At 52.1% G+C, this 22,108-nt stretch carries 20 protein-coding genes and 1 pseudogene; 14 read left to right on the forward strand and 7 right to left on the reverse strand.

Annotated elements, in window-relative coordinates:
- From BZJ17_RS17215 to BZJ17_RS11740, 4 genes are all read left to right on the forward strand, one after another.
- The coding region (locus tag BZJ17_RS17215; RefSeq protein WP_077640832.1) for an AAA family ATPase at positions 1 to 442 on the forward strand (442 nt) is incomplete at its 5' end.
- 36 nt (positions 443 to 478) lie between these two features.
- The gene (locus BZJ17_RS11725; protein WP_241836796.1) at positions 479 to 1,105 is read left to right on the forward strand and encodes a GNAT family N-acetyltransferase; all 627 of its coding nucleotides are present in this window, start codon (positions 479 to 481) and stop codon (positions 1,103 to 1,105) included.
- Positions 1,106 to 1,326: 221 nt separating this feature from the next.
- Positions 1,327 to 1,704, forward strand: coding sequence for a hypothetical protein (locus tag BZJ17_RS11735; protein ID WP_069589419.1), 378 nt, complete (start codon positions 1,327 to 1,329; stop codon positions 1,702 to 1,704).
- Between the two features lie 170 nt (positions 1,705 to 1,874).
- The gene (locus tag BZJ17_RS11740) at positions 1,875 to 2,396 is read left to right on the forward strand and encodes a GNAT family N-acetyltransferase (protein ID WP_077640834.1); all 522 of its coding nucleotides are present in this window, start codon (positions 1,875 to 1,877) and stop codon (positions 2,394 to 2,396) included.
- Positions 2,397 to 2,505: 109 nt separating this feature from the next.
- Here the strand turns inward: BZJ17_RS11740 and BZJ17_RS11745 are convergent, their stop codons facing one another.
- On the reverse strand, positions 2,506 to 4,137 hold the full coding sequence (locus BZJ17_RS11745) for an alpha-glucosidase (RefSeq protein WP_077640835.1): 1,632 nt from the start codon (positions 4,135 to 4,137) through the stop codon (positions 2,506 to 2,508).
- Positions 4,138 to 4,360: 223 nt separating this feature from the next.
- On the opposite strand from BZJ17_RS11745, the gene BZJ17_RS11750 reads away from it, so the two are divergent.
- The 5 genes from BZJ17_RS11750 to BZJ17_RS11770 all read left to right on the forward strand — a co-directional run bounded on the left by BZJ17_RS11750 (position 4,361) and on the right by BZJ17_RS11770 (position 9,577).
- Positions 4,361 to 5,284, forward strand: a complete 924-nt coding sequence (locus BZJ17_RS11750; protein ID WP_077640836.1) for a LysR family transcriptional regulator — start codon at positions 4,361 to 4,363, stop codon at positions 5,282 to 5,284.
- A 221-nt stretch (positions 5,285 to 5,505) separates the two neighbouring features.
- Positions 5,506 to 7,008: a glucose-6-phosphate dehydrogenase gene (zwf, locus tag BZJ17_RS11755; protein ID WP_077640837.1), complete on the forward strand. Its 1,503-nt coding sequence runs from the start codon at positions 5,506 to 5,508 to the stop codon at positions 7,006 to 7,008.
- Positions 7,005 to 7,730, forward strand: coding sequence for a 6-phosphogluconolactonase (pgl, locus tag BZJ17_RS11760; protein ID WP_077640838.1), 726 nt, complete (start codon positions 7,005 to 7,007; stop codon positions 7,728 to 7,730). The genes zwf and pgl overlap by 4 nt, the downstream gene beginning before the upstream one ends.
- A gap of 11 nt (positions 7,731 to 7,741) precedes the next feature.
- A complete protein-coding gene (gnd, locus tag BZJ17_RS11765) occupies positions 7,742 to 9,190 on the forward strand; it encodes a decarboxylating NADP(+)-dependent phosphogluconate dehydrogenase (protein ID WP_069589412.1) in 1,449 nt (482 codons plus the stop codon).
- 177 nt (positions 9,191 to 9,367) lie between these two features.
- On the forward strand, positions 9,368 to 9,577 hold the full coding sequence (locus tag BZJ17_RS11770) for a hotdog domain-containing protein (protein ID WP_077640839.1): 210 nt from the start codon (positions 9,368 to 9,370) through the stop codon (positions 9,575 to 9,577).
- On the opposite strand, the gene BZJ17_RS11775 is transcribed toward BZJ17_RS11770, so the two are convergent.
- Genes BZJ17_RS11775 through BZJ17_RS11785 form a run of 3 tightly spaced genes read right to left on the reverse strand, consistent with a single transcriptional unit; the run spans position 9,570 to position 14,364 of the window.
- On the reverse strand, positions 9,570 to 10,541 hold the full coding sequence (locus tag BZJ17_RS11775; protein ID WP_108743812.1) for an L-threonylcarbamoyladenylate synthase: 972 nt from the start codon (positions 10,539 to 10,541) through the stop codon (positions 9,570 to 9,572). The genes BZJ17_RS11770 and BZJ17_RS11775 overlap by 8 nt on opposite strands.
- 8 nt (positions 10,542 to 10,549) lie before the next feature.
- Positions 10,550 to 12,997: a DUF2309 domain-containing protein gene (locus BZJ17_RS11780; protein WP_077640840.1), complete on the reverse strand. Its 2,448-nt coding sequence runs from the start codon at positions 12,995 to 12,997 to the stop codon at positions 10,550 to 10,552.
- Positions 12,997 to 14,364, reverse strand: coding sequence for an NADH-quinone oxidoreductase subunit L (locus BZJ17_RS11785; RefSeq protein ID WP_077640841.1), 1,368 nt, complete (start codon positions 14,362 to 14,364; stop codon positions 12,997 to 12,999). The genes BZJ17_RS11780 and BZJ17_RS11785 overlap by 1 nt, the downstream gene beginning before the upstream one ends.
- Positions 14,365 to 14,463: 99 nt before the next feature.
- Between BZJ17_RS11785 and BZJ17_RS11790 the strand changes: the two genes are divergently transcribed.
- Positions 14,464 to 15,396: a LysR family transcriptional regulator gene (locus tag BZJ17_RS11790; protein WP_069589407.1), complete on the forward strand. Its 933-nt coding sequence runs from the start codon at positions 14,464 to 14,466 to the stop codon at positions 15,394 to 15,396.
- Here BZJ17_RS11790 and BZJ17_RS11795 read toward each other — a convergent pair.
- Together BZJ17_RS11795 and BZJ17_RS11800 are read right to left on the reverse strand one after the other, a co-directional pair.
- A complete protein-coding gene (locus BZJ17_RS11795) occupies positions 15,332 to 15,493 on the reverse strand; it encodes a DUF2256 domain-containing protein (protein ID WP_077640842.1) in 162 nt (53 codons plus the stop codon). The genes BZJ17_RS11790 and BZJ17_RS11795 overlap by 65 nt on opposite strands.
- Before the next feature lie 133 nt (positions 15,494 to 15,626).
- A pseudogene (locus BZJ17_RS11800) lies at positions 15,627 to 17,075 on the reverse strand (deoxyribodipyrimidine photo-lyase); the annotation flags it as partial.
- 239 nt (positions 17,076 to 17,314) lie between these two features.
- On the opposite strand from BZJ17_RS11800, the gene BZJ17_RS11805 reads away from it, so the two are divergent.
- The 4 genes from BZJ17_RS11805 to BZJ17_RS11820 all read left to right on the forward strand — a co-directional run bounded on the left by BZJ17_RS11805 (position 17,315) and on the right by BZJ17_RS11820 (position 21,740).
- A complete protein-coding gene (locus BZJ17_RS11805) occupies positions 17,315 to 18,094 on the forward strand; it encodes an ATP-binding cassette domain-containing protein (RefSeq protein WP_069589404.1) in 780 nt (259 codons plus the stop codon).
- The gene (locus tag BZJ17_RS11810) at positions 18,091 to 18,954 is read left to right on the forward strand and encodes an iron-siderophore ABC transporter substrate-binding protein (RefSeq protein ID WP_077640844.1); all 864 of its coding nucleotides are present in this window, start codon (positions 18,091 to 18,093) and stop codon (positions 18,952 to 18,954) included. The genes BZJ17_RS11805 and BZJ17_RS11810 overlap by 4 nt, the downstream gene beginning before the upstream one ends.
- Positions 18,951 to 20,918 carry a Fe(3+)-hydroxamate ABC transporter permease FhuB gene (fhuB, locus tag BZJ17_RS11815; RefSeq protein ID WP_077640845.1) on the forward strand — a complete coding sequence of 656 codons (1,968 nt, stop codon included), beginning with the start codon at positions 18,951 to 18,953 and terminating at the stop codon, positions 20,916 to 20,918. The genes BZJ17_RS11810 and fhuB overlap by 4 nt, the downstream gene beginning before the upstream one ends.
- An 87-nt stretch (positions 20,919 to 21,005) precedes the next feature.
- A complete protein-coding gene (locus BZJ17_RS11820; protein WP_077640846.1) occupies positions 21,006 to 21,740 on the forward strand; it encodes an SDR family NAD(P)-dependent oxidoreductase in 735 nt (244 codons plus the stop codon).
- A 17-nt stretch (positions 21,741 to 21,757) separates the two neighbouring features.
- On the opposite strand, the gene BZJ17_RS11825 is transcribed toward BZJ17_RS11820, so the two are convergent.
- The gene (locus BZJ17_RS11825) at positions 21,758 to 22,063 is read right to left on the reverse strand and encodes a DUF6482 family protein (RefSeq protein ID WP_077640847.1); all 306 of its coding nucleotides are present in this window, start codon (positions 22,061 to 22,063) and stop codon (positions 21,758 to 21,760) included.
- Positions 22,064 to 22,108: the final 45 nt, after the last annotated feature.

Below are 22,108 nucleotides of genomic sequence, written 5' to 3' on the forward strand. Positions count from 1 at the left end.
GTCAGCCAAGGTTGATGCTAGAGACGTTAACCTAGACACTTTTTATTGGGAGCCAGGTGGATATAGCAAGAAACGGCCAGCAAAAGTTATTGATGACGATTTAAAACAATTATCATCAGAGGATGCTTGGGTTGTCGAAGGTGTTTTTGGTGCGCTCGTTGAAGAGTTACTTGAGTTTGCTGATACATTGATTTTTATTGATATAGACTGGACCAAATGCGAAGAATCGTTACGTTTAAGAGGTCAAAATGTTAGCGAAGAAACGAATGCTGAGTTAGCGGAAAAGAACTTTCAAGCGTTAATCCAATGGGCTTCCGAGTATTATTTTAGACAATCAAAGAGCTCACATAGCTATCATCGCCAACTTTTCGAAAAATTTGATGGTGTAAAATTTCATTTTACGCGAAGGGAAGATGTCACGTCTTTCCTTGATACTTTTTAAGGCATAGGGAACTTTAGTCAATAATCAGGCCATGTCATGGATAAACATATTGTCGCGTTAGGCGGTGGTGGTTGGATGATGGGAGAACAGCAAAGCGAATTAGATCAATATGCACTCAGGTTGACTGGGAAAAGCGATCCGAAAGTTTGCTATATTCCCACTGCCACTGGGGATTCCTCAGTGCTTGGTATGGTGAGAGAAGTGAGTGATGACATGTGCTTGATCGAAAAGGCAAATGAGTGTGACATGCATGAACTCGTACGGTTGCAAATACGCGCATTTGCGTCTGACCGCGCGCTTTGTGGGTCGGGACCGCCTGGTTACGATAGTTATGATCATCAACGATACGCCGCAAGCTGTTACCAATATTATGTGATTAAGCAAAACAGTCAGCGAGTGGGCGGGTTTTACTTTTTATATCAATCCGGCATCCTCCAGTTGATAAGGCTGTTTATCGCCCCAGATTATCAAGGGCGAGGGATGGGTCAGATGGTACTCGAATTTCTTAAGGCACACGTACTGCCGGGAGAAGTGATCGAACTAGAAACTCCCACGTTCAGTGTCGGCGCGCAGCGGTTTTACGAGAAACAGGGTTTTCAAAGAATCAAACGGATTCAGTATGGGGCGAGTGACGCGTATTTGTATCGATTGATGGTGACCTAACAGCTTATGACTATTCAGCAGTCCTAAGTGATATGTCATGACAATGTATTTTTTTATAGGCAAATCTTGCTTGTTGTTGTTCTTGGGTCTTAACTTGAGATGACCAGTACTTAGCGGTTGGCGTATAGGGCGTTAGGGATACGCCTATAAGTGCTTTGATCGTGTCAATTGCCAGAATGCTAGGCATTTCGATGAGGATTAAAGATTTATAGGAGATAAACATGTCAAGTCCAGCCAATGTAACTATCAAGAACTTTACCCAACAGTCGATCACCACCCAAGTGACGCGCGACTCTTGGGTAGAAGAAGATGGCGCTTCCATCAATAACCAAGTAATACCTGAGGGGCACGAGCGAACCTTTAAAGTCATTGCAAAAACCGGACACCATGGCGAACTCGATATTGACCTTATCGGTGGTAACTCAGGTCAAAGTCTCGGTGTTTTCTACATCAAGAGCATTAAAGATCCACAAGAGGGCGAGAAAAGCCTTGCTGTTGAACCAGCGAAGGAAACGGTTGTAATGTCGGCAATGGGATACCGACATACGCCGGGAGATGAAGATTTACGCCGTATCGATCTGGTTATCATCGAGCGCTAATCGAGGTTGTTAAGGAATGGCGGCTTTTACTTTACGTAGAAGCCGCCATTTTTATTGTGTGAATCAAAGCACATTTCCCCGTGACCTATAAGCCAACATGATTGGAACCATATTAATATATCGACTTGGTTAATAATTGAATAAATGGATTTATTATCAATAGCTTAAATATGGAAATTCTCCCAGAAATCGAAGTGTCGAACGCGCAGCATGAGGCTATTCAAGCCCTTAGAAACAAGGCATTTCCTGACCATCAAGTTGCCCGTTCTTACTATAAGCAGCTTCTCCACATGCGGGCATTGCAGTACCAAGGTAATCAACTGATTGGTTATATGGGGTTGGATTATAGGGCAGTGAATGTCGGTGGCGACGTATACAAAGTATTAGGGGTGAGTGATTTTTGCATCGAAAGCGCTTGGCAAAGAAAAGGGATTGGCTCGGGTATGCTGGCGCAACTGGCTGACTATGCCAGAGATAAGGATGTTGATTTCATTATTCTTATCTCTGAGGTGCACGATTTTTATGTGGCTAATGGCTTTCAGCTTGTCGAGTCAGATGCCTCTTGGCTACGCATCCATGAACATACAAATTATGGCGTTGCGGTTGAGTATGTTGATGAATTGTACGTTAAACCGATGAAAGATAAATCATGGCCTGCAGGGCATATGGATTGGCTGGGGTATATGTATTAATGGCTTCGGTAGACGTCGTTTATGGTGTGTAAGAGGGGTGAGTCGCCTTTGGCTGGGCGCCTGCAGCTATCTGCAGGCGCGTGATGATATCGGCAACTAAACGCCCTTGCTACTGCATCACCGCAAACGACTCGTAAGGGGCTAGTTTGTAGGTGGTGCTTAACTGTTTGACCGGATCCATATTGTAGCTAAGGCAGGTTAAGGCCTTATCGAGCCAGTGTGTGGGGAGGGTGATGGTTTGTTTTTCCTCACTAAAGTTGCTGACTACCAAAATGCGGTGGGTATCGTCGAAGCGCTCGTAAGCCATCACGTTAGGGTGTGATTCTTCCACAGGCGCAAACTGGCCGTGTACGATCACTGGGTATTGCTTGCGGAGCTTGATCAGTTCACGGTAGTGATAAAGTACAGAGCCGCTATTTTCAGTGGCCCGTGCCACATTGATGGTGGTGTAGTTAGGATTAACCGGTAACCATGGTGTTCCTTGGGTAAAGCCTGCCTGCGGTGCGTTCTCCCATTGCATTGGAGTACGGGCGTTATCGCGACTGTTTTGGTAGACCGCCTCCATCATGGTGTCTGGATCAACGCCTTCTGCAACACGCAAGTCGTAAAAATTGCGGGTTTCGATGTCTTGATAATCGTCGATAGACGGGAAGGCGACATTGGTCATCGCAATCTCTTCCCCTTGGTAGATATAGGGCGTGCCTTTCATCAAGTGTAAGGTTGTGGCGAGCATTTTTGCCGAGCGGGTTCGGTATTGGCCGTCGTGACCAAATTTGGATACGGCGCGCGGCAAATCGTGGTTGTTCCAAAATAGTGAGTTCCAACCGCTATCGGCCAGCTCTTGTTGCCATTTGAACAGTACCTGTTTGAGGGCGGCGATATCCAGCGGTACGGGCTGCCATTTATCGCCATCTTTCCAGGTAGCGGTAATGTGTTCAAATTGGAATACCATGGAGAGTTCATTGCGTTCCGGTGCGCTATAAAGCTTGGCGATCTCCGGCGTTGCGCCCCATGTTTCGCCGACGGTGAGCAAGTCTTTGTCGCCAAATGTGGCTCGATTCATTGCCTGTAGCAGAGGGTGAAGGCGCGGCCCGTTGCCGGTAATGCCTTTGTCGATTTCCTTACCAATTAAATCAATCACATCGAGGCGGAATCCGCCAATGCCTTTGTCGATCCACCAGTTCATCATTTTATGCACTGCGTCATGGACGGCGGGGTTTTCCCAATTCAGATCGGGCTGACGTTTGGAGAACAAGTGAAAGTAATATTGCTCGGTGTTTGGCTCCCATTGCCATGCACTGCCACCAAAAATTGAGCCTTGATCATCGGGTGCACTGCCATCGGGTTTGGCATCGCGCCAAATGTAAAAGTCGCGATAAGGACTGTTTTTGTCGTGAAGCGCGGCTTGGAACCAAGGGTGTTCGTCGGAGGTATGGTTGACCACCAAATCCATCACGATTTTGATGCCAAGCGCGCCGGCTTTATCAATCAAGCGCGTCATGTCTTCCATGGTGCCAAATTCAGGCGCGATCGCGCAGTAATCGGAAATGTCGTAGCCATTGTCATCCATCGGCGATTGATACACCGGTGATAGCCATAACACATTGACGCCGAGCCAATGTAAGTAATCGAGTTTCTCGATAATTCCGTTAAGATCACCAATGCCATCACCATTGGTGTCGTAAAAACTGCGTGGGTAGATTTGATAAACAACGGCATCATGCCACCAAGCGTTCTGCATACCGATTACCTCTTATCGACAATAAAAATCCTCAAAGCCTCAGCTTGAGATGTGGCAAACAGCCTAGCGCGCGAGCAGTGCCAAGAAAAATAGGCGTGACGCTTATTGATATAACCTATTGGCTATATGTAAGGTGACAATAGATTAAAAATCGGCGGTATCATTGAATCGTGTATCCCTATTAGGCTATAAAGTAAGCCGCTAAATTGTGAGTGAGTGCGGTATGGATGTAGAAAAAGTTGCTGGCTACTTTATTGCAGTGGTTGAGGCAGGGGGTATTAAAGCGGCTGCGTTGCAGTTAGGGATCAGCCAACCTTCATTGACGGCACAGATCCAAAAGCTGGAGCAACGTCTCGCATGTCAGTTATTGGTCCGTCATCCTCGTGGCGTCAGTATGACAGCCGCAGGAGAGCTTTATTATCAGCATGCCACCGCACAGCATGCTGCGCGGCAACGACTTCATGCCCAGCTTCATGCTTTGCAAGCGCGTGAAGCGGGACAAATAAAGCTTGGCACTGGGGAGGCGTGGTGGCCTTTGTTTGTTAAACCGGCAGTGCTTGATTATCAATCAGAGCGCCAGTGTGCGGTCCACATCGAATTTGGCAATCGCTTGGCACTGATGGCATCGCTGCTTAGTGGCGATGTGGATGTGTTTATCGGTCATGAAATTGACGATCTGGTTGCGAGCCAGCAAGTCCGCTTTATGCCCTTGTTTCAGGATGCAGAAAGCTATTATGTGGCTGATAACCATCCGCTACTCACAGACACATCGACCCGAATCGATCCTCAGCGTCTGAGTGATTGGCCGTTGATGCGTGTCACCCCTGATCATGCCCGGCATGCGCATTTACTTGCCAACCCGATTACACCTGCCACTTGTTCGCACACCGTGGTGTTTGATGTTGATGCGCTGAGCGCCAGTATCGATCTGTTGCACGACACGCAAGCAGTGATGCCTTATACCAGCAAAGCCGACACATACCTCGCCAGTCAGGGTGTGAGCGTGCTGACAACCCAGCACTACAAAACGGGTAACGTCGGTTTATATACTCTGCGCAATGCGCGGCATGAGAAAGTCGAGGCACTGATCCAACAGCTGTGTGACGCTGCTCAGCAGATGGGCACTCGACCATGTCATACCAGTTAGGGTAAAGCTTATTGAGTAAGAAAGTGCTAGACTAGACCGCCTTTGTAGCACACTGGCTGGGAATGCTGAGTTCTCAATGTAGGGATGAACAAGGAACAGCCGCCAGATTCAGTGGTTACAACGATGGCATCAATAGGTAGCGCCAATTACCAATTTGGCCATAGCGCTGCTAATTTGTGGCGCAAATCACATGCAGTACCTTTATTATCAAAGGAAAGATGATGGTAATTCCAGAAAACAGCAGCATTGTTATTTTTGGTGCATCTGGCGATCTGACCTTCCGTAAGCTGATCCCAGCCCTGTATCATTTGTATGCGAACAAACAGCTGCCTGCGTCTTTCGCAATTTTAGGCGCAAGCCGCACCTTCTACAGTGACGAGTCATTTCGCGACAAATTACGTCACTCCATGCAGGAGCTAGAGAAGACCGATCCTGCTACGCTCGACGCCTTTATGGCGCATGTGCATTATCAGTCGTTTAATATCTCAGATACGCACGAATACCACCACCTAACCGAGCGGTTAGATGCGTTGGCCGATCAGTATGGCTTCACCCAGCGGAACACGCTGTTTTATCTCGCCACGCCACCAAAGCTTTACAATTCGATTCCTGCCAGTTTGGCCGAACATGGCCTCAATGACGAGAGCACCGGATGGAAACGCTTGGTGGTCGAAAAGCCATTTGGTTATGACTTAGTCTCCGCGCGCCAGCTCGACAAAGACATTCACGCCCACTTTGCCGAGCATCAGATTTACCGCATTGATCATTACCTAGGCAAAGAAACAGTACAAAACCTGCTGGTTTTCCGTTTCTCCAACGCGATGTTTGAACCGCTTTGGAACCGTAACTTTATCGATTATGTAGAGATCACCGGTGCGGAGCATCTGGGTGTAGAAGGCCGCGGTGGTTACTACGATCAATCGGGTGCGGTGCGCGATATGTTCCAAAACCACTTGCTGCAAGTGCTTGCACTTGTGGCGATGGAGCCGCCTGCACAAATCAATGCTGACGCCATGCGTGATGAGGTGTTTAAAGCACTACAATCACTCGAACCACTGTCTGATGATGATCTAACCAATAACTTGGTGCTCGGTCAGTATACGGAATCATTAGTGGGTGGGAATGCGTTACCGGGTTATCGCAATGAGCCGGGGGTTGCGGAAGACTCGCGCACTGAGACTTATGTTGGCCTGAAGATGTTTATCAACAACTGGCGTTGGAATGGGGTGCCTTTTTATGTGCGCACCGGTAAACGCTTGCCAACTCGCGTGACAGAAGTGGTGATCCACTTTAAACAGACTCCGCACCCTGTGTTCGGCAAAAATGCCCCTGAGAACCGTTTGGTGATCCGTATTCAGCCCGACGAAGGCATTCAAATGAGCTTTGGCCTTAAAGAGCCGGGCGCCGGCTTTAATGCGAAAGCCGTGAACATGGACTTCCATTACGCTTCGCTGGAAGAAACCCAGATGCTGACCGCGTACGAGCGCTTGTTACTGGATGCCCTTAAAGGCGATGCCACCTTGTTTGCGCGCAGTGATGCAGTCGAAGCTTGTTGGCAGTTTGTTGAGCCGATTCTGCAGTACAAAGAAAATGACAAAGCCTTGTTTGGCTATGCCTGTGGAACATGGGGACCGAAAGAAGCGGATCAGTTGCTTGAGCGTGATGGCCATGCTTGGCGCTTTCCCTGCAAAAACCTGACTGACACGGAATACTGCGAATTATGATAAATGCCCAAGTTTTTGATGATGCCGACGCGGTGGTCAATCATTTAGCGGACATGATGCAAGCACTCAGTGAGCAAGATCGTGCCGTACACATTTCGCTTTCTGGCGGCAGCACGCCCAAAATGCTGTTTAAGCGTTTAGCCAGTGACGACTATGCCAATGCGATTCAGTGGCAAAATCTGCATTTTTGGTGGGGCGACGAGCGCTGTGTAGCACCGGATGATACCGAGAGTAACTTTGGTGAAGCCAATAAGCTGCTGTTTAGCCACATTCGCATTCCGGAAGAGAACATTCACCGTATTCGTGGTGAAGATGACCCGGACGTGGAAGCGGCGCGCTTTAGTGCGGAAATGCAAGCCTTGATCCCAAGCGAAAACGGCACACCTGTGTTTGATTGGATCTTGCTGGGCGTCGGTGGCGATGGCCATACGGCCTCGCTGTTCCCGCACGATCCTCAGTATGACAATACCGCGCTCGCGCTGGTGGCCTTGCATCCTGAATCGGGTCAAAAGCGTGTATCAAAAACCGCCCGTGTGCTGCGCGCGGCGAAGAAAATTAGTTATCTGGTGTTGGGTGAAGGCAAACAAGCGATCGTACATGAGATCGCCACACACGAGCCTACCCAACTGCCATACCCTGCCGCCAATATCCGCAGTGCCAAAGGCACCACGGAATGGGTACTCGATGCCGCGGCAGCAAAAAAATTACCAGAACAGAATTAATGGAGAGCACGATGAAAGGTGATATCGGCGTAATTGGTTTGGCAGTCATGGGCCAAAACCTGATCCTTAACATGAATGACAACGGCTTTAAGGTGGTGGCGCATAACCGTACCGCGGCCAAAGTGGATGAGTTTCTGGAAGGCCCAGCGAAGGGCACCAACATTGTTGGCGCATACTCGTTAGAAGAGCTGGTTGAGAAACTCGAAAAGCCGCGCAAAGTGATGCTTATGGTTCGCGCAGGTGCCGTCGTGGATACCTTTATCGACAAACTGACGCCTCTGCTTGACGAAGGCGACATCATTATCGATGGCGGTAACACCAACTACCCAGATACCAACCGTCGTGTGGCAGCACTGCGTGAAAAAGGCATTCACTTTATCGGTGCCGGTGTGTCTGGCGGTGAAGAAGGTGCCCGTTTTGGACCGTCTATCATGCCGGGTGGCTCTGAAGAAGCGTGGCCAGCTGTTAAACCTATCTTCCAAGGTATCGCCGCGAAAACCGACGCCGGTGAACCATGCTGTGATTGGGTTGGACGTGATGGTGCCGGTCACTTTGTGAAAATGGTGCATAACGGTATCGAGTATGGCGACATGCAGCTGATCACCGAAGCGTACCAGTTCATGAAAGACGGCCTTGGCATGAGCCATGACGAGATGCAGCAGGTGTTTACCGACTGGAACAAAACCGAGCTAGATAGCTACTTAATTGAAATCACCGCAGACATTTTGGGCTATAAAGACCAAGACGGTGAGCCTTTGGTTGAGAAAATTCTCGACACCGCGGGCCAAAAAGGCACCGGCAAATGGACTGGCATCAACGCGCTGGATCTTGGCATTCCGCTGACCCTGATTTCTGAGTCGGTCTTCTCACGTTGCCTGTCGGCACTTAAAGATCAGCGTGTCGCGGCAGAGAAGCTGTTTGAAAAACACATCCAGCCGGTTGAAGGCGATAAAGCCGAGTGGGTTGATGCGCTGCGTCAAGCGCTGCTGGCGTCAAAAATTATCTCTTACGCGCAGGGCTTTATGCTGATGCGTGAAGCGTCTAATGAGAATGGCTGGGATCTCAACTACGGTAACGTCGCATTGATGTGGCGCGGTGGCTGTATTATCCGCTCAGCCTTCTTGGGTAATATCCGCGATGCGTTTGATAAAGATCCTAACTTGGCCTTCTTGGGCTCAGATGCTTACTTTAAAGGGATCTTGGATAACTGCTTGGCAGCATGGCGGAAAGTGGCGGCGAAATCGATGGAAACCGGTATCCCAATGCCATGTACTACATCGGCGCTGACCTTCTTGGATGGCTACACCACGGCACGTCTGCCTGCGAACCTGCTGCAAGCTCAGCGTGACTATTTTGGTGCGCACACCTATGAGCGTCTTGATCAGCCTCGTGGTGAGTTCTTCCACACCAACTGGACAGGCACCGGCGGTAACACCGCCTCGACCACGTACGACGTGTAACGTAGCAGACTAAGTCACTGCCCATAGCAATAAATAGAAAAGGGATGCGCTGGCATCCCTTTTTTAATTTCATCTCAATGATTGTCGTGAAAGTGAAGACTTGAAAACTAATGCTCCAATCTGCGTAGTCTCACTCACAATAGGTGTTAGCTACTCAGTAGAGATGAGTGAGTCATCATGCTCGCTTTCTCTCAAATCGTGACAACGTCACTTAATATTCGCTATCACCATCCAGTGCCCGTTGCGGTTGAGGCTGAGATACGTGCTTGGTGTGTGAAAGCGAAACACGGAATGAGTCAGTTGGAGGCAACGCTTACCGTTGCAGGCACTGTGTGTGCCAGCGCAACGGCAAGCTTTATGCGAATGCGTGCGTCAAAAACTAGCTGACGGCGCGGCGCAGGCGATCATGCACGGCAAGCCACGCTTCGCCATGAGGGGGCTGGGCGAGCCAGATCTCATCGACGCCGAGTTGATCGGCTTGGGCAAGTTGGTGATATAACGCTTGCCCGTAGCGTGCAGCGTCATCTGGCATAGCAATGCAGACCAGATCATCCCGTGTCGGTGCTTCGCCAAAGTGAAGCAAGGCCGCGCGTTTTTCCGGATGGGGCGCAGGGAGATCAGACAAGTCCGCAGCCACCATCTGCAACCGGGTGTTGGGTTGGTAATGACTTCCCACATTGCCGGGCACCACGGTGTCGTGCTGCTCGGGGGCGTCGACTGTTTCACCCAGCACGGTGCTTAGTTCGCTGGCGGTGATTGGACCGGCGCGAAGTACGCGGAATGGACGCTTGGTAAGATCGACAATGGTCGACTCCAGCCCATGCTGGCAAGGGCCGCCATCAATCACTGCAGCAATTTTTCCGCCTAAACCATGCATCACTTGCTCTGCCGTGGTGGGGCTGAGCTTCTTATACGGGTTCGCTGACGGGGCGGCAACGGCAAGCTGATGGCTGGCGAGCAGGTCCAATAACACAGGTTGCGCGGGCACGCGAAGCCCAATGGTATCTAATCCACCCGTGACCACCGGTGAAACATGCTCGGCTCGTGGCAGCAGCAGCGTCATCGGCCCTGGCCAAAAGGCATTCGCCAGCTTATATGCTTCATCCGGGATCTGCGTTGCCCACTCGGTGATCGATGCGACGTCACCGAGATGAACAATCAAAGGATGATTGGCGGGTCGCCCTTTGGCGGTAAAAATGCCCGCGACGGCGTCTGGATTGCTGGCATCCGCTGCCAAACCGTACACGGTTTCTGTGGGCACCGCGACTTGTTCGCCGGCTTTCAGTAGCTCGGCGGCTTGTGTTAGGTCCGTTGAACACTGCGCTGAGAGAAGTTGCGTTTTCAACGACATGCTCCGTTTTATTTTGCTACGTTCAGGTGATACCACTGACCCGAGCGATCGCGTTGCCAAACTGCACCCTGCGCATCAATTTGCATCAAGTACAGCCAGCCGTGATTCGCCAGCGCGGCTATATCGTCATGGCGTGCAAGTATACTATCAATTGCCTCCCGAGGGGCAGCGATAAATACGCTTAATCGCACTGGCTGGTGGCGATATCGACGGCCATCGTGCACGGATTGATGCGATAAGCCGATTCTTAAGTCGCCACCATTGCCTTCAAACACCCCAATGTGGCCACCCACGATGTTGTGTAGCAGTTTGTTTCCGCTGCCGAATTTTTCCGGTGCGGTGACAGAAGCAAAGTACTGCAGATTGATCCAATTGGTCACCACCATGGGCGCGGTGAGTATGGCTTCAAGCTGGCTAAAGTCACGGTCTTTATGCATGTCGTAGTCGTGTAAAAAGCTGCGACCTTGCAAATTAATCTGTCGAGACAGGGTGCGCGGGCCCACGATTAACGCGGCGTTGTCACACAGTCCCCACTCAGGACGCATTTGCGCCCAGTCTTTGGCCCGTGTAGCAAAGAACCGTTTGAGTTTGGATGGCTGGGTTGGTGTTTGATCAAACTGGTTGGCGCGGGTTGCACGTGCTTGTTCGCTCGCAGCGGCCAGCCAAGTTTGCCACGCGGCATGCTCGGGGGCGTGAAAGACATCCAGTGCGTCGGTGGTGGTGTTGTGCATGGCGGCATAAAAACGGGTACTGGCGGGAATCGTCACGCCTTGCTTTGCCATGGCATCACGTACGTCGGCATCGTTAAGAAGCTGTGCAAGTACGCGGACATTTACCTCGCCGGTTTGTCCACCGCAAGCACCACAGTCAAGCCCTGCTGCATGAGGGTTGTTACAGGTTTCACTGCCATGACCCACCAACAAGACGGCATCGGCCAGTTGGTCTGCAATGCCCATTGCCCGCAAGATACCAGCGCCTAGCTCTGCCTTTTCTGCTGCGCTTAACGGCGTATTGTCACGGGTGAGCGCCCAATCACTGTCAGTATGGCTGAGTCGATTTAGCGGGTTTTCGGTGCCAGAAATGCGTAATGCGCGTTTTAATAGGCTCACCAGCTTCAGCATGCCACCGGCTTCGACCATGCCTAAATTGGCGGCAGGCGCATCGAGACTGCGCTGCCAGCCGAGCTTGGTCATTCGTAACCAGCGTTCGGGGGTAGCATGGGTTTGTGAGGCGGTGACCGCCGGTGCCAATAAGCCGGGCAGTTGTGGGCGGTGAATATGGCTATCGGTGGGCTGATAGGCGATCGGCAAGCCAAAAAAGCCAGCAAAGCCAAGGGTTTGAATTCGTTCGGATTGCGATTCTAATGCGCGACGCATCGGTTCAGAGCGCACATCAATACAAAACACAGCTTGCAGCGTGGGCGAGGTGGCGAGGGTGTCGACACTGGCCTGCGCGGACAAGGCGTGTGCCCAAGGGCGCTGCTGACTAATTTCTAGCGCTTGTTGCCAAATCCACAGTGGCGCGAGCTGTTGTTGTGCTTGGTGATACCAATGGCGCACATTCACCGCTTGATGGTGCATGGACTGACGAATGCTTGCCCACGCTGTTTCACGGTGTTTGGCAAGCCAACGTGCCAGCACTGTATCCCAAGCAAGTAAAATCGCGAATAGGCCCATGCCATGTTCTTGCTGTTCACTGTCACTGAGCTGTTGCTGCCAATCTAACCAAGCCTGCCAGCTTGCCCAACCTGATAAACCATGCATCAGCGCGTGGCAATAGGCCAAGTTACCGTCTTGGTCGTGAAGGATCGGTTGCCAAAAGGTGGCCGCTTCAGCGATAAGTGCATCCATTTGAGTGGGCAGTGCGGCGAAATCGGCAAGCAAATCCACGCCAGTGAGGGTTTTAATGCCTTTATCTTGGCTCACTACATCCAACCAGCATTGATAAAGGTGCTCACCGCCTTGGCCTTGGGCATCAAAGCGTTGTGGGTATTGGTGATAAAGCGCGAGAAACTGGCTCACTTGCTGCTGGATTTCTTGCTGCCACGATAAGCCTTCTTGTGCTTCTCGAGTGCGGTCACACAACTCAGCCAATGGCTTCCAACGCGGGAGGTCACTGCTATGACTACGCAGCGCACGCAGACAATCACTGACCGTTAATGCGCTGCCAGAGGTTGAGATGGCCTCGGCAAGATGTGCCTCACTAATAGGCGATTGCCAATGCGACAGATAGTACGCCGACGACATTAGCGGACAGTGGCCACTTAACACCGCTTGTTCGGCAAAGACTTGTTCAATGGGGGTAAAGCGTTGCGGCCACCATGGGTTCACTGCAATCATTTGATCCAACGGCCAGCTTGGCGCAATCGCTGCGACTGCTTGCTGGGTGGCATCGCGAAAATCGCTCACATCGAGGGACTCAGGGTGTGCAGATACGTTGGGCGTTTTCGCAATCATTAACGCGTCTCCTTATGCGGTTGCCATTGGGTCGTTTGTAGTTGGATTAAAGAAGCACTCGGCCACCATTTGAGAGTCAAGCGCGTCGCCCATTCATCAAGGTAAGCCCCGGCGTTCAGCCAAATAAACAGGCGGTTGACCCACGCTTTGTGAGGCCAGTACTGGACCGCCAGTGACAGAGCAAACAGCGCGACAAACAGCACCAGCGCTAAGGCATCGGCAAATAAATAGGTGGCATTTCCGCCCGCGACAAACACAATCAAGCTATGTTTAATGGCGGCGTAGAGCCCAAGCAGGCCAAGCGCAAACACGCTACTGAGCAGCACGCGTGTCGGGCGAGCAGCGCCTGGGCGGGTAAAGGCCGGTAATAGCAGCATGGTCATCGCTATCCACAGCAACCAACCGGCGGCCAAGCTATTTAAAATACCGACACTCAGATGCACGGCGACAATCAAACCGGCGGCGGTGGCCATCGCGGCAAGCCAATGGCTACGACGCGGAACTGAGGCGTCAGCCAGTTGGGTGGCGAGCCAATGATTCACCCCATTGCCGCTGTTGAGGAAAGAAAACGCCTTGTAGAAAGAGTGCGCCAGCAAGTGAAGCAATGCCAACTCGTAAAGACCTAGGGCGATTTCGACTAACATCAGACCCATTTGTGCGACGGTCGACCACGCCAGTTTTACCTTAATGCTCACGCGTGTCAGGCTCACCAGTCCCGCCACCAGCGTACTGATGCCTGCGATAACCAGCAGGGCTAGGCTGGCACTGGGGCTCGCCGCGAGCACTGGCGCGAACAGCATCAATAAGATCCCGCCAAGGTTCACGATACCGGCGTGCAATAAGGCAGAGACAGGCGTTGGCGCTTCCACCACTTGAATCAACCAGCCGTGCAAGGGCAGTTGAGCGCACTTGATAATCGCCACGCCCACCAACATAAAGGCGGCGATGCTTACAGTCAGCGTGTGAGGCTGCTGGCTGACTTGAAACATCAATTGGTCAATCTGTGCGGTTTGGTAGTGGAAAAACAACAGTAAGAATGCGCCACCGAGTAGCAATTCGCTAAAGCGGGCGAGCAGCATTTTTTTGTGTGCCGCGAGTTGGGCGCGAGGCCGATGCGGATAGAAAAGAATTAAGCGACCCAATGAGAGGCTAACTGCCACCCAAGCGAGCCAAAACAGCAACAGGTGATTACTGACTAAAACCAACAAGACTGCTGACAAGGTGAGCAGTAAGGATGAAAGAAAACGGTGTTTGTCGGCTTCGCCCGCAAACGCAGTGGCACTGTATCGCCATATAACACCGCCAAGAAGAGCAACCAGTGCGAGCAGCACCAGTTTGAGCGGGGTGACGAGAAATAGGGATAACATGACTTACCTCACAGCAATAGTTATGAGATACATTGTGAAAACTTACTACAGTTAAGTAAAATACATAATAAATCATTTTTCATTCTGTTTTAGAGAACGATGAGCCGACTCAACTACCATCATTTATATTATTTCTGGCAGGTGGCGCGTCACGGGAACCTGACCCAGACCGCCCGTCAGCTGCATATTTCGCAGTCGGCGCTGTCGTCGCAAATCAAACAGCTTGAACAGGCGATGCAGGTGCAATTGTTTGAGCGGCAAGGTCGTACATTGACGTTGACCGAAAGTGGCTATCAAGCGATGAACTATGCCGAAGAGATATTCCGACAGGGGGAAGAGTTAGAGCAGTTGCTATCCAGCGGCGGGGCACTGTCTAGTGCCACGATTCGCATTGGCACTTTATCGACCATGTCGCGGAACTTTATCGAGCAGTTTATTCAGCCACTGGTCAATCAACGGGAGTGCCGTTATGTGTTGCAGTCGATGGATCAAACCGGCTTGCTGCATGCGCTGTCTGATCACCAGTTGGATTTGGCGCTAACCAATATCGCGGTGCGGGGGACCAATAAACAAATTTGGCAGTACCAGCAACTGGCACGCCAGCCGGTGGCCGTGATTGGTTGGCCGGGTAAAGCGTTATCGCCCACCTTAGATGCCAGCTACCAGCACCAAGCGTGGGTGTTGCCTTATGGCGATAACCCGATTCGCTCGGGGTTTGATGCTATCTCGGCGCAGTATCAACTCAAGCCTTACATCATGGCAGAAGCCAATGATATGGCAATGCTGCGCCTATTAACCCGCGACAATGATGCGTTGGCGGTGATGCCTGAAGTGGTGGTTCGTGATGAACTAGATAGCGGTATGCTCACCCGCTACGCCTTACTGCCGAGTGTGTATGAGCCGTTCTATGCGGTATCGATTAAACGTCAGTGGGTACATCCGAAATTGAATTCGCTTTTAGATGCGTTCAGTGCGTCGCCGCTCGCGCATGGCGACGACCTTCGCGACGGCAACGGTCAGAGCAATACCTAACGTCGTCCCAACAGCGCGCCCACTTTTTACGCCACGTAAAGGGGCGTTCGCACGTCAAACATACCTTGGTGGGAAGGTGCGGCTTTTTATGCGCCATCTGGGTTGCCTCCAGGGGATTGAGTGGCAGGTAAACGTGATTTTTTAGTGCGCTTGTCTGCGTGCTCCGGGCTTTTTCGTTGTTCAGGGCTGTTTGTTGGCTCAGGGCTATTTGTTTGCTCCGGGCTGCTTGGACGCACATGGGTGGCGAGTATCCGTGCTTTTTCGATACGAACCGCGTCTTGTTGACGAAACGACCATAAAATATCACGCGCACGTTTGCCAGTTTGTTCGATATCGACAATAGGTTTCGGGTAGTCTTCACCAAGCACCACCCCGTACATCATCGCTTCCATGTCGGTCATTTGCCACGGGGTGTGGATCAAACTGTCGGGCAAGGGAGAAAGCTCAGGTAACCATTCACGAATAAATGCCCCTTCTGGATCTTGCTCTTGCGATTGTTTCACTGGGTTATAAATGCGCAGGGTATTGGCGCCCGTCACGCCAGCCTGCATTTGAAATTGGGGGTAATGAATACCGGGCTCAAAATCGAGAAATAGCTGCGCCAAATGATGCACACCGCGGCGCCAATCGATCAGTAGATGGTGAGTTAAAAAACTGACCAGCATCGCCCGCATACGAAAGTTGATATAGCCGGTGGCGTGTAGGCAACGCATACAGGCATCGACGAGCGGATAACCGGTATGACCTTGTTGCCATGCGAGCAGATGCGCATCGCTCTGCGGACCGTTCGCGTACTCAAAATGTAAGTAGCCTCGATTAACGGGGCGATGCTCCATGTGGTGCTCGCTTTCAAATTTCTGCATAAAATGACAGTGCCAATGCAAACGTGACACCATAGCGACCAGCGCACGCCGCCAACCCTTTTTTTGCCAATGGAGGAGGGTGATTTGATACATCTCGCGCAAGCTGATGTTACCCCAAGCAAGATAGGGTGACAGTCGCGTACAGCTTTTGCGGCTGGCGAGCGGTTTAGAGATGTGGCGCTGATAAGTTTGCCCACGCTCGCGGAAAAAAGACTGCAAGGTTTTATACGCCCAACTCGGCCCGCCGGGCTGAAAGCGTGGCGCGGGAGAGTCCCACTGGTGGTGACCGAGCGCGGGTAGCGTGAGTGATGTGTCTAGCCAGCGCGCTTGTTGCCAATCGGGATCGGCAAGAGGGGCACGCATCACCTTTTGCCATTCTGCGTCCCAATCAACCCGGTTTTTAGCGCCGCGGATCACCGCTCCAGTGAGGTATTCATGCCACGGGATCTGATGGCTCTCTAGCCATTTCGCCACTGCTTTATCTCGAGAAAATGTCGCCTCGACGCCAATTTCTTGATGGCTGTATACCGCGCCAATTACCCGTTGCTGGTGGATGGCGTCGAAAATGGCGAGTGCGTCACCTTGGCAAATAGTGACCTGCCCGTCAAACGGCGCCAGCTGCTGATTAAGATCGCAAAGCGATTGCCAGACAAATCGCCAATGGCGCTCGCTATGGTGCGGATCGTTAAGCAGCAATGGCTCAAACAGGTACAAAATCACTAAGGGACGCCCAGCGGCAATGGCCGCTTGTAAAGGGGCATGATCCCGCAGGCGTAAATCGCGTTTTAGCCACACAAGGCTGATGGGCGCGGACATAGGGCTCTCGACAGTCGTAACAACAAACTTTTATTCACCCTTGGCGATACGAGGCTGAATGACGCTTGGATCCCTAATAGTGACTTGGTTGAGGTCTAATTTCTCTCATTAACAAGCGCTAAGCGTACAAAGCGAAATCAAAATGGTTTGCATTTGCCTTTTAAGCATCGGAAAATTACCGCTCTCAGAGATAACGGGCAAGTGCCACGCGCTTGTGTTTGCAGAAGTAGGATCGGGATATGTTAGAGGCAAAGGACGTTGCGTTTGCCGTCAACGGAAAAGTGTTACTCGATAAGGTGAGCTTGTCGTTTACGCCGGGAAAAATCTGTGCGTTAGTCGGACACAATGGGTCGGGCAAGTCGACGTTGATAAAGCTGTTAGCGCAGCAACAGGCAACCAGCAGCGGGCAGATCGCATTAGACCAAAAACCCTTATCAAAATGGTCGGAAAAAGCCTTTGCGCGCGAGGTGGCGTATTTACCACAGCATTTACCGGCAACCGATAACTTAACTGGGTATGAGTTGGTCAGTTTTGGTCGCTATCCTTGGCATGGCTTGCTGGGGCGGTTGACCAAAGCCGATCACCAAGCGATCAACGAGGCAATGGCGCTCACTGGTACTCAGGGTTATGCCGAGCGCTTGGTCGATACCTTATCAGGCGGCGAGCGCCAACGGCTGTGGATTGCGATGCTGCTGGCACAGCAAACGCGTTATTTACTGCTCGATGAGCCGCTATCTGCACTGGATGTGGCCCACCAAGTTGAAGTGATGACCTTGGTGCGTAAACTTAGCCGAGAGCTGGATAAGTCCATCATTATTGTGGTGCACGACATTAATATGGCAGCGCGTTTTTGTGATGAGATTGTCGCGCTGCACAGCGGGCAAGTCCTGACTCAAGGTGCGGTTAGCGATGTGTTTCAAGAGTCGGCCCTCAAATCGATTTATGGCATTGAAATGCCGATTGCCGATCATACCGCCGGCTATGCGGTTGCTATGCCGGGGGAGTTATCGCCGGTATGATCAAGTCCTCTTTTTTGACGCTTGTGGTCTGGCTGACCGCGGCCATGATGTCAGCGAGCGTGAGCGCGTCGCCTCGTATTCTCTCGCTAGATTGGACCCAAACTGAAACCTTGTTGGCCTTAGGGGTGACGCCCGTCGCGGTCGCGCAAAAGGCGGATTACAATTCGTGGGTGAAAGCCCCGCCCATTCCAGAAAAAACCGTCGATATTGGGCTTCGCACCCAGCCTAACATGGAGCGTTTGGCCGAGCTTCACCCCGATAAAATTCTGATCTCGCCCATTTTTAAGGCAATGAAGCCCAAGTTAAGTACCATTGCGCCGGTCAGTTCAGTTCCTCTGTATGAAAGCGGCCTAAGCTGGGCGTCGCTCAAAACCGTAACGCGGCAGATTGCACGTGAGGCAAACCGTCCTGAGGCCGGTGAAACCCTGATTGCTAATGCGAAGCGGCAATTAGCGAGCCTGCGCGATACTATTCCCGGCGAACAGCCTCCGCTGCTGATGATCCAGTTTCTGGACGCCAACCATGTGCGGGTGTTTGGGACGAACAGCCTGTATCACGCCGCTATCAGTGAACTGGGGCTTAGCAACGCGTGGCAAAATACCACCAACAGTTGGGGGTTTAGCATGGTCTCCACCCGCGAGCTGCTAGACCTTGATGCGCAACTAGTGATTGTGCGCCCACTCCCCGCGGGCGTCGAGCAAACTCTTCAGACCAATATGTTTTGGCAATATTTGGTTAAACGCACGGGGCATACGCCATTGATGATTGATCCGGTATGGAGCTTTGGGGCGATTCCATCGGCGTTACGCTTTGCCCGCCTTGTGACCGCGGCATTGATCGACCAAGGAGGGCAGGCATGAAACTGAACCTGTTATGGGTGCCCTTGGCGTTACTGGCGGCACTGTTAAGCCTCGCCTCCACTCAGTTGGGGCAGTGGAATGTGAATGCATCCATGCTCTGGCAGTCGCTGTGGTCGCTGGATGACAATGCGTCGATTGGCGTTGTGATGCATTTAACCTGGTGGCCGCGTTTGGTCACCGCATTGCTGGCGGGGGCGTGTTTGGGGTTGGCCGGTACCTTGATGCAACAAGTGTTGCGCAACCCCTTGGCCTCGCCCTCGACGCTGGGGGTAGCGAATGGCGCTAGCTTGGCGCTGATGCTTGCGACGCTTTATGCCCCTTGGCTACTGACTTGGTCGAGCGCGATGGTGGCGATGTCTGGCGGAGTGCTGACCATGCTGGTGGTCTTTGCGCTAGCATGGCGACGCGGCCTATCGCCCACCGTAGTGGTGATCGCGGGGTTGATTTTAAACCTTTACTGCGGCGCGCTCAGCACCGTGCTGCTGTTAATGAATCAAGAAGCGCTACACGGCATGATGGTGTGGGGCGCGGGCTCGATGGTGCAAACCGACTGGTACAGTGTGCAAGCCTTACTGCCGCGTATTGGATTGGCGGTCGTGTTGATCCTTGCCTTATTAAAGCCGCTTAACGTCTTGAGTCTTTCGGATGAAGGGGCGAAAAGCTTGGGCGTATCACTGGCGAAAATCCGTGTGATTGCTCTAGGGCTATCGGTGCTTCTGACCGCGTGGGTAGTTAGCTTGATTGGCGTGATTGGCTTTGTCGGTCTCGCCGCGCCCGCGATTGCGCGTTTATGTGGCGCACGTAAGCTTATCACCCGTTTGAGCTTGGCGATGATTTTAGGTGCCTTGATGTTGGCAGCCACCGATTTGGCTGTCCAACTGTTACCCGGCCGCCGTGCAATGATGGTGCCCACGGGGGCGGCGACGGCAGCGTTGGGAGCGCCTCTTCTTTTGTGGTTGTTACCACGGGTGTCACTGGGGAATCGTCAACGCCAACAAATGCATGCCGGGACGTCCGCACCACGTCAGGATTGGCCACTAGGCCGAACGTTGATGTTACTGGTGTTGGGGGTGGTGATTTTTGCCACTGTATCGCGTCAAAGTGAGGGCTGGCAGTGGCTGGCGCTCAGCGGCGATTGGTCCTTGTTGGAATGGCGCTTGCCACGCTTGCTGGCCGCGGCATTGGCGGGTGGTGTGCTTGCTGTTGCCGGTGCCGTGCTTCAGCGTTTGAGTGCTAACCCGATGGCGAGCCCTGAAGTGATGGGGATCAGTGCTGGTACGGCGCTGGGACTGATTGTCACCATTTTTGCGGGCATGGGCGCATCTATGCTGAGCTTATATATCGGCGGTCTAATCGGTGCGGGGGCGACCTTGGCGTTGATTGTGCTGCTTAATCGCAAAACCGGCTTCCAACCAGAAAAGGTGTTGCTCACTGGCGTCGCCATAGCCGCACTGATGCAAGCGGTAAAAAGCTTCTTGATGGCGGGGGGCGATCCTCGCGCGTATCAAGTGCTCGCGTGGATTTCAGGTTCAACCTACTATGTGACTGACAGTACGGTGACCACACTGGCCTTGGTCGCCGCGGTGCTGGTGGTGCTAGGATTAATGTGCCAGCGTTGGCTCGATATTTTGCCGCTCGGTGGCGAAACGGCTCAATCGTTGGGGGTTAAGGTTGGGCGTGCCCGCATGCTGTTGCTGGCCCTCGTTGCGGTGATGACCGTCAGTGCCACCTTGGTGGTGGGGCCGCTTAGTTTTGTCGGGCTGATGGCCCCGCACATTGCGCGTAGTTGGGGGGCGAAAAATGCCCGAGCGCATATGGTCACCGCCGGGTTGATTGGCATGGGCTTGATGCTGTTTGCCGACTGGCTAGGGCGACAATGGTTGTATCCGCAAGAAATGCCAGCTGGGATCATTGCTTCCTTGATTGGCGGGCTTTACCTCATGATTGTGTTACGTAAGCTATAGTTTTAACGTGCGGTGATCGACAGGATCGCCTCATCCCTAACTAAAGAGATGCAGTTTGCATCTCTTTTTGTTTGAGGAGCCAAGAGAATGAACAGTGATTCCATGCAGCGCGTGGCGGTTGTCGGTGCAGGTGGCGCGATTGGTGAAGCTTTTTGCCGCGCATTGCTCGACAAGCCATCCATTCAGCAAGTCTTTGCGTTGGGGCGCCACCCCGAGCGACTTGCTGAGATAAGTGAAAAGGTGGTGCCTGTGGCGGTGAACATTCGCGATGAAGCATCAATACAAGCGGCGGTCGAGCACATCGACGACAACAGTTTAGATGCGCTGATCATTGCCTCGGGAATGCTTCATGATGATGCGGTGAGTCCAGAAAAGCGACTCGCGGCGTGCAGCAGTGAGGCCATGCACCAGCTTTTTGATGTGAATGCGGTCGCGCCGCTGCTGTTGAGCAAACATCTTGCGGCCAAATTGAAACGCAACGCTGAGGCGAAGCTCGCAATCTTGTCGGCGCGCGTGGGCAGTATCAGTGATAACCGTGCGGGCGGTTGGTATGCCTACCGTGCAAGCAAAGCGGCGGTGAACATGTTGATCAAATGCATGAGCATCGAGCTCGGCCGACAAGATAAATCATTAACCGTGGTTGGCCTGCATCCGGGGACCGTCGACAGTCGTTTATCCGCGCCATTCCAAGCCAACGTTAAGCCCGGTAAGTTGTTCAGCCCGGCTCAATCGGCTGGCTACTTATTGTCGGTTTTGGATGGCCTCGACAGTCGTCATACTGGGCGTCTGTTTGCGTGGGACGGAGAAGAAATTGCCCCATAGGTTGGGGCATTATAGCGTTATTTCCAATGCAATGGCTGCTCTAGCGTCGACAAAGGCTTTTCCGTGCCAAGCCCTATCATTTCATCGTATGCCGTGTCAGTGACTAATACGTATTGCACGGCATTAACCCATTCAAAATCATCTTTTACCGCCAGCAAGCTGCGAGATAAATAGGGTTTATCGCCTTGATAAATTAGCTTCTGCTCCACCGTATCGCCGTGACGTAAAAAGGCGATGGCTTGATATAACATGCCATCAATGCCACGGATCTGAATCTTGTCAATGTTGTCGTAATTTATCAGTTCGCTCAGTTGTAAATTCATCACTCGTCCTTGCAGTTAGGCCTTTCTTAAATACTACGAGCCATG

Source organism: Salinivibrio sp. IB574 (genome assembly GCF_001996205.1).
Lineage (GTDB): Bacteria > Pseudomonadota > Gammaproteobacteria > Enterobacterales > Vibrionaceae > Salinivibrio > Salinivibrio proteolyticus.

Coding starts and splice junctions, on each gene's coding strand:
- BZJ17_RS11725 (WP_241836796.1), top strand. CDS start 479: ATGGATAAACATATTGTCGCGTTAGGCGGTGGTGGTTGGATGATGGGA.
- BZJ17_RS11735 (WP_069589419.1), top strand. CDS start 1,327: ATGTCAAGTCCAGCCAATGTAACTATCAAGAACTTTACCCAACAGTCG.
- BZJ17_RS11740 (WP_077640834.1), top strand. CDS start 1,875: ATGGAAATTCTCCCAGAAATCGAAGTGTCGAACGCGCAGCATGAGGCT.
- BZJ17_RS11745 (WP_077640835.1), bottom strand. CDS start 4,137: ATGCAGAACGCTTGGTGGCATGATGCCGTTGTTTATCAAATCTACCCA.
- BZJ17_RS11750 (WP_077640836.1), top strand. CDS start 4,361: ATGGATGTAGAAAAAGTTGCTGGCTACTTTATTGCAGTGGTTGAGGCA.
- zwf (WP_077640837.1), top strand. CDS start 5,506: ATGGTAATTCCAGAAAACAGCAGCATTGTTATTTTTGGTGCATCTGGC.
- pgl (WP_077640838.1), top strand. CDS start 7,005: ATGATAAATGCCCAAGTTTTTGATGATGCCGACGCGGTGGTCAATCAT.
- gnd (WP_069589412.1), top strand. CDS start 7,742: ATGAAAGGTGATATCGGCGTAATTGGTTTGGCAGTCATGGGCCAAAAC.
- BZJ17_RS11770 (WP_077640839.1), top strand. CDS start 9,368: ATGCTCGCTTTCTCTCAAATCGTGACAACGTCACTTAATATTCGCTAT.
- BZJ17_RS11775 (WP_108743812.1), bottom strand. CDS start 10,541: ATGTCGTTGAAAACGCAACTTCTCTCAGCGCAGTGTTCAACGGACCTA.
- BZJ17_RS11780 (WP_077640840.1), bottom strand. CDS start 12,997: ATGATTGCGAAAACGCCCAACGTATCTGCACACCCTGAGTCCCTCGAT.
- BZJ17_RS11785 (WP_077640841.1), bottom strand. CDS start 14,364: ATGTTATCCCTATTTCTCGTCACCCCGCTCAAACTGGTGCTGCTCGCA.
- BZJ17_RS11790 (WP_069589407.1), top strand. CDS start 14,464: ATGAGCCGACTCAACTACCATCATTTATATTATTTCTGGCAGGTGGCG.
- BZJ17_RS11795 (WP_077640842.1), bottom strand. CDS start 15,493: ATGGCGCATAAAAAGCCGCACCTTCCCACCAAGGTATGTTTGACGTGC.
- BZJ17_RS11805 (WP_069589404.1), top strand. CDS start 17,315: ATGTTAGAGGCAAAGGACGTTGCGTTTGCCGTCAACGGAAAAGTGTTA.
- BZJ17_RS11810 (WP_077640844.1), top strand. CDS start 18,091: ATGATCAAGTCCTCTTTTTTGACGCTTGTGGTCTGGCTGACCGCGGCC.
- fhuB (WP_077640845.1), top strand. CDS start 18,951: ATGAAACTGAACCTGTTATGGGTGCCCTTGGCGTTACTGGCGGCACTG.
- BZJ17_RS11820 (WP_077640846.1), top strand. CDS start 21,006: ATGAACAGTGATTCCATGCAGCGCGTGGCGGTTGTCGGTGCAGGTGGC.
- BZJ17_RS11825 (WP_077640847.1), bottom strand. CDS start 22,063: ATGAATTTACAACTGAGCGAACTGATAAATTACGACAACATTGACAAG.